Annotated in this window: 10 protein-coding genes and 1 other RNA gene; 7 read left to right on the top strand and 4 right to left on the bottom strand. The window is 45.3% G+C overall.

Translation table 11 applies throughout. The annotated features are described in order from the left end of the window. Positions 1–109: 109 nt before the first annotated feature. The 4 genes from BFI01S_RS20185 to BFI01S_RS20170 all read right to left on the bottom strand — a co-directional run bounded on the left by BFI01S_RS20185 (position 110) and on the right by BFI01S_RS20170 (position 3,513). Positions 110–778, bottom strand: coding sequence for a deoxynucleoside kinase (locus BFI01S_RS20185; RefSeq protein WP_061794196.1), 669 nt, complete (start codon positions 776–778; stop codon positions 110–112). Then, positions 775–1,416: a deoxynucleoside kinase gene (locus BFI01S_RS20180; protein ID WP_061794195.1), complete on the bottom strand. Its 642-nt coding sequence runs from the start codon at positions 1,414–1,416 to the stop codon at positions 775–777. The genes BFI01S_RS20185 and BFI01S_RS20180 overlap by 4 nt, the downstream gene beginning before the upstream one ends. 189 nt (positions 1,417–1,605) lie before the next feature. Beyond that, positions 1,606–2,892 carry a LysM peptidoglycan-binding domain-containing protein gene (locus BFI01S_RS20175; protein ID WP_061794194.1) on the bottom strand — a complete coding sequence of 429 codons (1,287 nt, stop codon included), beginning with the start codon at positions 2,890–2,892 and terminating at the stop codon, positions 1,606–1,608. A 45-nt stretch (positions 2,893–2,937) separates the two neighbouring features. Then, positions 2,938–3,513, bottom strand: coding sequence for a cysteine hydrolase family protein (locus BFI01S_RS20170; RefSeq protein WP_061794193.1), 576 nt, complete (start codon positions 3,511–3,513; stop codon positions 2,938–2,940). Between the two features lie 76 nt (positions 3,514–3,589). Here BFI01S_RS20170 and tadA point away from each other — a divergent pair, with 76 nt between their 5' ends. The 7 genes from tadA to BFI01S_RS20135 all read left to right on the top strand — a co-directional run bounded on the left by tadA (position 3,590) and on the right by BFI01S_RS20135 (position 7,992). After that, a complete protein-coding gene (gene tadA / locus BFI01S_RS20165) occupies positions 3,590–4,126 on the top strand; it encodes a tRNA adenosine(34) deaminase TadA (RefSeq protein ID WP_061794192.1) in 537 nt (178 codons plus the stop codon). A 79-nt stretch (positions 4,127–4,205) separates the two neighbouring features. Beyond that, an RNA gene (gene ffs, locus BFI01S_RS20160) (signal recognition particle sRNA large type) lies at positions 4,206–4,470 on the top strand. A 135-nt stretch (positions 4,471–4,605) separates the two neighbouring features. After that, positions 4,606–6,303 carry a DNA polymerase III subunit gamma/tau gene (gene dnaX / locus BFI01S_RS20155; protein WP_061794191.1) on the top strand — a complete coding sequence of 566 codons (1,698 nt, stop codon included), beginning with the start codon at positions 4,606–4,608 and terminating at the stop codon, positions 6,301–6,303. Positions 6,304–6,325: 22 nt separating this feature from the next. Next, complete coding sequence (locus BFI01S_RS20150; RefSeq protein WP_048011083.1) at positions 6,326–6,649, top strand: YbaB/EbfC family nucleoid-associated protein; 324 nt, start codon at positions 6,326–6,328, stop codon at positions 6,647–6,649. 126 nt (positions 6,650–6,775) lie between these two features. Further along, entirely contained in the window at positions 6,776–7,372 is a 597-nt protein-coding gene (gene recR / locus BFI01S_RS20145) for a recombination mediator RecR (protein ID WP_009336775.1), read from the top strand. Positions 7,373–7,389: 17 nt separating this feature from the next. Beyond that, a complete protein-coding gene (locus BFI01S_RS20140; RefSeq protein ID WP_061794190.1) occupies positions 7,390–7,608 on the top strand; it encodes a YaaL family protein in 219 nt (72 codons plus the stop codon). 120 nt (positions 7,609–7,728) lie between these two features. After that, positions 7,729–7,992 carry a pro-sigmaK processing inhibitor BofA family protein gene (locus tag BFI01S_RS20135; protein ID WP_035333490.1) on the top strand — a complete coding sequence of 88 codons (264 nt, stop codon included), beginning with the start codon at positions 7,729–7,731 and terminating at the stop codon, positions 7,990–7,992. Positions 7,993–8,182: the final 190 nt, after the last annotated feature.

Genomic DNA, 8,182 nt, shown 5'->3' with positions numbered 1-8,182 from the left:
TTTTAATTGACATCTAACACGCGCATAAATATTGGAGATACATAAAACCGCTGATAGCATCAGCGGTTTTTTTGTGTGTTCAAAGAAAAAAAACGCCGATAAATGGCGGTTATTTTTTCAATAGTTGAGTCTGTCTTAAGAAGTAAGAAATGCGCTCCACAATCGGCTCAATGGATTGCTCATTGTGAATGATGTCATAATCATTGATATTCAGGCGCAGGACCGGGCATGCGTTAAAGCTGTTGATCCAATTTTCATAGCGCTGGTGCATTTCTTCCCAGTAGGAAATAGGTGTCTGCTGCTCCATTGGACGGCCGCGCTCCTTGATTCGGGAAAGAATGTCATCAAGAGAGCCTTCCAGGTAAATCAGCAAATCAGGGTGCGGGAAGTATGGTGTCATCACCATCGCATCAAATAAACTGGTGTAGGTTTCGTAATCGACCTTGGACATCGTGCCTTTTTCATAATGCATTTTCGCAAAGATGCCTGTGTCTTCATAAATGGAGCGGTCCTGAACGAAGCCGCCGCCATATTCGAAAATGCGCTTCTGCTCCTTGAAGCGTTCAGCCAGGAAGTAAACCTGCAGGTGAAAGCTCCAGCGGTTGAAGTCCGCATAGAATTTATCGAGGTAAGGGTTTGTATCAACCTTTTCGAAAGAGGTTCGGAACCCCAGTGCGTCCGCAAGCGCATTGGTCATTGTTGATTTTCCGACTCCGACGGTTCCGGCAATGGTGATGACGGCGTTCGAAGGAATCTCATATTTCTGCCTTAGATTCATAAGTGTATGCTCCTCTTTTTTAATGATGTCGATAAGGTATCGAATATATGCATTAAGTCTGCTTCGCTTTTGACAAAATCCAGCTGATCTCCATTAAAGCGGATGACCGGAATATCCGGGTGCTGCCTTTCGAACTCATTCATAGCCGTTTCATAATCAAGGGATAATTGCTCGAGATATAACGGACTGATGTTCTTTTCAATTTCACGGCCTCTCAGCTCGATTCGATCGAGGAGTGTTTCGAGGCTGGCATTAAGATAGATAATGACATTCGGCTTTGGCATATCACCCGTCAGAATGTCGTAGATCTTCAAATACTTCTGATATTCAGTCTGATTCAATGAACGCTTTGCAAAAATCAGATTCTTGAAAATATGATAATCAGCCACAACAGGCTTTTTTTGAGCCAGGAAGTGATTGTTGATATCAACCAGCTGTTTATAGCGGTTGCAGAGGAAAAACATTTCGGTCTGAAAGCTCCATTCTTCAATGTTTTCATAGAATTTGCCTAAAAAAGGATTTTCATCAACAATCTCTTTTAGTAAGGCATATTGAAATTTCTCAGAAATGGCTTTAGCGAGAGATGTTTTCCCAACGCCAATCGGCCCCTCTACTGTAATAAAAGGTATTCCCCCCATAGTGATCGTCCTCCTGCATTACTTATTTATCTATAGAAACCATTTATAGGTACGTTCCAAAATGACACAAAGCTTATTTTATCACAGTATGGAGTGGAAGGGATATGGAATTTCAGCTGGAAATAAGAAAATAAGAGCTTATAATCTGAAAAATAAAAAAGCTGCCTGTAAGCGGCAGCTGCTGAGTGATCATGCTCTCTTTACCACATCGAAGTTTTCCGTAATCAATAGCCAATTTTGCGGGAAAGACAGGCCGAGCTTCCAGTAGCTCATTCCCCGGAGCTTCAGTTCTTTGATTAAGTCGAACTTTGCCTGGATGGAGCGGGCATCCTCAAACCAGACTTCATGCCTTTTCCCGTCCGGTGCTGTGTAATTAAAAAATGGGGCCTGTGCTTTGTAGTCATATTGAATAGCCACATTATTTTCCGCTGCGATCTGTATGGCCTGCTGCGGACTGACTGCTTTTGCGGTGGTTCCCTCAACAAAAGGAAGCGTCCAGTCATAGCCATACAAGTTCTGGCCCATCATGATTTTGGAAGATGGCATTTCGGTGATTGCATATTCCAATACCTGACGAACCGGGCCGATCGGGGAAACGGCCATAGCCGGACCGCCGCTGTAGCCCCATTCATAGGTCATGATGACGACAAAATCAACAATTTCTCCATGTGCTTTATAATCATGGGCCTCATACCAAAGACCTTCCTGTTCCGCGCTGGTTTTCGGGGCCAATGCTGTGGAAATCAGCCAGCCTTCCTGTCTGAATCTTGCCTTCGCTTTTCTGAGAAAATTGTTATACGCTTCCCGGTCCTTGGGTCGCAGAAACTCAAAATCAAAGTGAATATCCCTGAAGCCGTATTTTTTGGCAGTGGCTGTAATGTTATCCAGGAATTTATTCTGAATCGCTATATCATTTAACAATATCCTGCCGAGTTCGTCACTGAACTGATCATTTTCCTGATTGGTAATCACCATCATCAATACATTATGATTGGCTCTCGCAATGGCCGGGAAATCATTCAGAAGCGGCTCCTTCAAAGAACCATCGCGAAGGGCCTGGAAACTGAATGGCGCCAGATAGGTCAGATAAGGCGCGGCCTCTCTTGCGCTTTCCTCCAGTTCAGGGGTGACTGTATTGCCTCTTGGCTCCACATAGGCATTGAATTCGGCTTTCGTTTTCGGGCGGGGCGGGATATAAAGGCGGAACCCCACCTGAAGCGGCTGATTTACTGAAATGCCATTGACTGATGCCAGCTGCTGATAGGAAATGCCGAACCTTCTTGAAATGGAGTAAAGGCTGTCACCGGGCTGCACCCAATAAAATCTGCCTATGATCGGAATAACCAATGTCTGGCCGACCACCAGATTATTTGGATTGGGGATTTCATTGGCTTCAATGAGATCTTCAACTGTTGTTCCATATGCCTGGGCAATGCCGAACAAAGTCTGGTTTTGCTGGACAACGTGAATCTGCAATCTATCTCCCTCCCTGAATGGCACATCTTAAACACTACTGCCATTTTATGAAGGAAACAGGGAAGAAATGTTATAATTGTTTTCAGAGAAGGAAGTTATATTGGCTTTTAATACGTTTTCCATCATCTTTAAGGCATTTGCATTATCATGGTCATCATTGGAAGCGGTGCAGTCATGCGGTATATGCAGACGGTATTCTCTCATATAAGCGTCATTGGCTGAAAACAGGACACAGATATTGCCTGCGATTCCCGTCATAACAAGCATATTGACGCCGAGCTGGTGCAGGAGTGTATTCAAGGCAGTGCCGTAAAAAGCGGAGTGCTTTGGTTTTATTAAAAAATAATCATCCGGCGACGGGTGTATTTCATCCAGGATACGCTCACTGACAGAATTGCGGCAATGATTCATAATCGTATCGAGATCAGCTTTCCAGAGGTTATAATGATCATTCACGTAAATGACCGGGAGATCCAGTTCATGGAATGCAGTTTTTAGCTCATTGATGGGTTTTGTGAGATTCAATGCTTTTTCGGCAAGGATTTTTCCATGGTGAAAATGAAAATTGTTAATCATGTCAATAATGATAAGAGCCGGTTTAGAGGCTTGCGGATTTTTCATCGAATCGCTCCTTTAAAAGTATTTTTCGTAAAAGGGGCCGCTTTTACACAGATGTTAAGAGAAGGAATGAAGATATTTGATTCAGGAATCATTCACTGAAGATGAACTGTATATGCGGGAGGCCATCAAAGAAGCTAAGCTTGCTGAAGATCTGGAGGAGGTTCCGATTGGCGCAGTCATTGTCCTGGACGGGGAGATTATTGCCCGGGCCCATAATCTGAGAGAAGTGAATCAGACTGCCATCGCGCATGCGGAACTCTTGGCCATCGATCAGGCGTGCAAAAAACTCGGAACCTGGCGGCTGGAGAATGCTGTTCTTTATGTGACATTGGAGCCCTGTCCGATGTGTTCGGGATCCATAATTCTGTCGCGCATCCAAAAGGTGGTGTATGGAGCCAGGGATCCGAAAGGCGGCTGTGCCGGAACGCTCATGAACCTATTGCAGGATGAGCGGTTCAATCATCAGAGTGAAGTCGTGCCAGGGGTGCTGGAAGAAGAATGCGGCGAAATGCTTTCGAGCTTTTTCCGGAACTTGCGAAAGCGCAAGAAAGAAGAGAAAAAGAGAAGGCAACTGCTGCAGATGGAACACGATACAGGAATTGACAATGGTTAGGCATTGCTTTTTTCCCCGATTGTTAGTATACTTATAAATGCGTCGGACAAAGACGCACCTAAATATGGTATCAACTTTGCCGTGCTAGGCGGGGAGGTAGCGGTGCCCTGTACTCGCAATCCGCTCTAGCGAGGCTGAATCCCTTCCCGAGGCTGGTGTCCTGTAGGGCCTGCCTTAAGTAAGTGGTGTTGACGCCCGGGTCCTGCGCAATGGGAATCCATGAAACATGTCAGGTCCGGAAGGAAGCAGCATTAAGTGGACGCTCCCATGTGCCGCAGGGTTGCCTGGGCCGAGCTAACTGCTTAAGTAACGCCTATGGGCGCCAGTCGACGGAAGGTGCACGGCAGTTTATATTGTTACTAAAACTCATCCTTTTGCGGGGTGGGTTTTTTGTTGTATTTTTTGCTCTAGGTTTTGTAAAAAGGAAATTAGATACGTTATAATAGATGAAGGACTATACATAGGAAGGGGGCGTGTCAGTGAGTTATCAAGCTTTATATCGTGTTTGGCGCCCGCAGCAGTTCATCGATGTTGTCGGGCAGGAACATGTGACAAAGACTTTGCAAAACGCCCTGCTTCAGGAGAAGATATCACACGCCTATTTGTTTTCCGGCCCCCGCGGAACCGGTAAAACGAGTGCGGCAAAAATACTTGCAAAGGCTGTTAACTGTGAGAAGGCACCTGTCACTGAACCGTGCAATGAGTGTTCGGCCTGCAGAGGGATTACAGACGGATCGATTCCTGATGTCATTGAAATCGATGCTGCATCCAATAACGGTGTAGAAGAAATCAGGGATATCAGGGACAAAGTGAAATATGCCCCGAACGCTGTAAAATACAAGGTTTACATCGTCGATGAGGTGCATATGCTTTCCATTGGAGCCTTCAATGCCCTGTTGAAAACGCTTGAAGAGCCCCCTAAGCATGTTATTTTTATTTTAGCCACAACTGAGCCTCATAAAATTCCTTTGACGATTATTTCCCGGTGCCAGCGATTCGATTTCAAGCGGATTACGGCTCAGGCGATAACAGGAAGAATGAAGCTGATTGCGGATGAAACAGATACAGCTTATGAAGAGCAGGCCCTGCAGATCATTGCAAGAGCCGCAGAAGGCGGGATGCGTGATGCGCTCAGCCTGCTAGATCAGGCAATCTCCTTCAGCCAGGATCGCGTTACAGTTGAGGATGCCCTGTCTGTAACAGGTGCGGTGTCGCAGGGGTTTTTAAATAAACTGGCAAGAGCGGTCAAAGACAGGGATGCAGCATCCGGGCTGGAATTTTTGGAGGAGCTCCTTTTTCAGGGGAAAGATCCATCCCGCTTTATAGAGGACTTTATCCTGTATTACCGAGACATGCTTTTATATAAAGCTGCTCCTAGGCTTGAGGAATCATTGGAAAGAGTTATGCTAGATGAGGACTTCCAGCAGCTTGCCGGGGAAGTGGAGCCTGAAGAGCTTTATAAGCTGATTGAAGTGCTGAACAAAGCCCAGCAGGAAATGAGATGGACCAACCATCCGCGAATTTTCCTGGAAGTGGCCATTGTGAAGCTGTGCCAGCTTGAACAGCGGGAGAGACCAGGACAGGCTGCAGACATCAAGCCGCTGATGCAGCAAATCGAACAGCTGCAGCACGAGCTTGCTGAATTAAAGAAAAACGGCATAGCGGTGAAGGATGATGGAGCACCTGCTGTCCAGAAAAAGCCGCAGAGAAGTTCACGCAAAGGCTTCCAGGCGCCAGTCGGGAAAGTGAATGAAGTACTGAAGCAGGCAACGAAAAACGATCTTGTGGCTGTAAAGAGCCGCTGGGGAGAGATGCTGAACCTGCTTGTCCAAAACCAGATGCGCTCTCAGGCAGCTCTTCTCAATGAAGCAGAACCTGTAGCCGCATCGGAAACAGCTCTTATCGTAAAATTCAAATATGAAATTCATTGTCAGATGGCCATGGATAATGTGAAATTCCTGGATACTTTGGCGAATGTCCTGTTTGAGCTTTTAGGAAAGAGGCTGCAGCTGGTCGGCATTCCGGATGAACAATGGCAAAGTGTCAGGGAGGATTTCCTGCGCAGCCAGCGTGACGGAGATGAGTCTGGCGGGGGCTTCGGCGGAAATGAGGAAGAGCCTCATGTCGCTGAAGCGGTCAAATTATTTGGCGCTGAACTAATTGAAATTAAAGAATAGAAACTAGCTGGAGGTATGTAAAATGCGCGGTGGAATGGGAAATATGCAAAATATGATGAAGCAAATGCAGAAAATGCAAAAGAAGATGGCACAGGCACAGGAAGAGCTTGGCGAAAAACGAATTGAAGGAACAGCTGGCGGCGGAATGGTGACTGTCGTTGTATCCGGACATAAACAAGTTTTAGAAGTAAACATTAAAGAGGAAGTTGTAGATCCGGAAGATATCGAAATGCTTCAGGACCTTGTCCTGGCGGCAACTAACGATGCACTGAAAAAAGCGGAAGATTTAACAAACGATACGATGGGCCAATTTACTAAAGGAATGAACCTGCCGGGAATGTTTTAATCAAACGTCCTGAAGGAGTGCTTGAAAGCACGGACAGGCCGGGCGCCAGCGAACATAGTCTGATGGAATCTTCATCAGGCCATCATGCTCGCGGCGCTTTTCCTTTTCATATAGGAGGAAACATATATGCATTACCCTGAACCGATATCCAAGCTGATTGACAGCTTTATGAAGTTGCCCGGAATTGGCCCGAAAACGGCTGCGCGTCTGGCATTTTTTGTTTTAAGCATGAAAGAAGATACTGTGCTGGATTTTGCGAAAGCACTGGTCAATGCGAAAAGAAATTTATCTTACTGCTCTGTCTGCGGCCATATCACGGATCAGGATCCTTGTTATATATGTGAGGACCAGAGACGCGACCGGTCCGTCATCTGTGTAGTACAGGATCCGAAAGACGTGATTGCTATGGAAAAGATGAAGGAATACAACGGTCTGTATCATGTGCTCCATGGAGCAATTTCTCCGATGGATGGGATTGGCCCTGAAGATATCAATATTCCTGATTTATTGAAAAGGCTTCAGGATGAGACGGTCCAGGAGATTATTCTTGCCACCAATCCGAATATTGAAGGGGAAGCAACAGCCATGTACATCTCCCGCCTGATCAAGCCGTCCGGCATAAAGGCTACCCGGATCGCCCATGGACTGCCGGTAGGCGGAGACCTGGAATATGCGGATGAAGTAACGCTCTCAAAAGCGTTAGAGGGAAGAAGAGAAGTTTAAGCACGGAGGCGGAATATATGTTTTTTCGAAGAAAAAAATGGCTTCGCAGCGAGTTTGATGAGAAGCTTCTGGAGCAGCTGAACAGATTGAAAACAGATTGGAACAACCAGAAATCGCTGGTGGAAAAAAGCTTTGATCCATCCCCGGAGGCAATCAGCCAGGCCAAGCTGGCCGAAGCGAAATACTTTTTTTTATTCAGGGAAGCTAAAAAGAGAAATGTTAAAGTGAGAATGTAAGTTACTTATTTTGCTGAAGAAAATCGTCCATAACAAAATACTTGTCCTCCTCTAAGGTCTTTTTTGTACAGACTAAACATAAATTAGTAGTACAAGTTTCCTGAGAGGAGGATTTTTCTTTTGGATCCTATCGTAGTGATCTCCATTCTGGGAGGATTAATTTTATTGCTTCTATTTATAGGAGCCCCGGTAAAACCGGTAAGATTTATAGGGCAGGGAGCCATTAAACTGATCATAGGTGCACTCTTATTATTCTTCTTAAATGCATTTGGGAATCAGATTGGCATTCATGTTCCTATAAACCTTGCCACTTCGGCCATTTCCGGATTCCTGGGTATTCCCGGATTGTTTGCCCTTGTTGCTATACAGACATGGATTATTTAATTTTACAGCCGTTCTTTAGCGGCTGTTTTTATTTTTAAATCTTTTTTAGTATTTCGGTTGACAGTTTTTTTTCATGGTGATAATATATTAAAGGTCGTCACCACGACGCGATGAAAAAACAACTTATAAAAAAGATGTTGACATTGAATCGTGAGAATGATATATTAATAAAGTCGCTTCAGAGCGGCGG

Origin of the sequence: Cytobacillus firmus NBRC 15306 (assembly GCF_001591465.1) — a bacterium.
In the GTDB taxonomy this organism is placed as follows: Bacteria; Bacillota; Bacilli; order Bacillales; family Cytobacillaceae; genus Cytobacillus; species Cytobacillus firmus.
Note: the sequence above shows the minus strand (reverse complement) of the source record. Positions and strands in the feature narration are given on the sequence as shown.